Raw genomic sequence first — 252 nt, 5'->3', positions numbered from 1 at the left:
CCTCTCCCAGGCGAGCTACCGCAAGATGATCCAGAACCTGTCCTGGGCGGTTGGCTACAACATCGTCGCGATCCCGCTCGCGGCGGGTGTGCTCGCGCCAGTCGGGTTCGTGCTGCCTCCTGCCGTTGGCGCCCTGATGATGTCGCTCTCCACGATCGTGGTGGCGCTCAACGCCCAGCTCCTGCGCCGGGTCGACCTGCGGCCCGAGGCTGTTGCCGGTTCATGAAGGAGGTTTCGATGAACGGTTTGGCG

1 protein-coding gene is annotated in these 252 nt (G+C 65.9%); it reads left to right on the top strand.

The features are described from left to right. Window positions 1-226, top strand: a 226-nt coding sequence (locus J5474_RS22620) for a hypothetical protein (RefSeq protein ID WP_209364276.1), incomplete at its 5' end; no start/stop codon positions are given. Window positions 227-252 lie beyond the last annotated feature (26 nt).

This window comes from Sagittula salina (assembly GCF_017813235.1).
Lineage (GTDB): Bacteria > Pseudomonadota > Alphaproteobacteria > Rhodobacterales > Rhodobacteraceae > Sagittula > Sagittula salina.
Note: the sequence above shows the minus strand (reverse complement) of the source record. Positions and strands in the feature narration are given on the sequence as shown.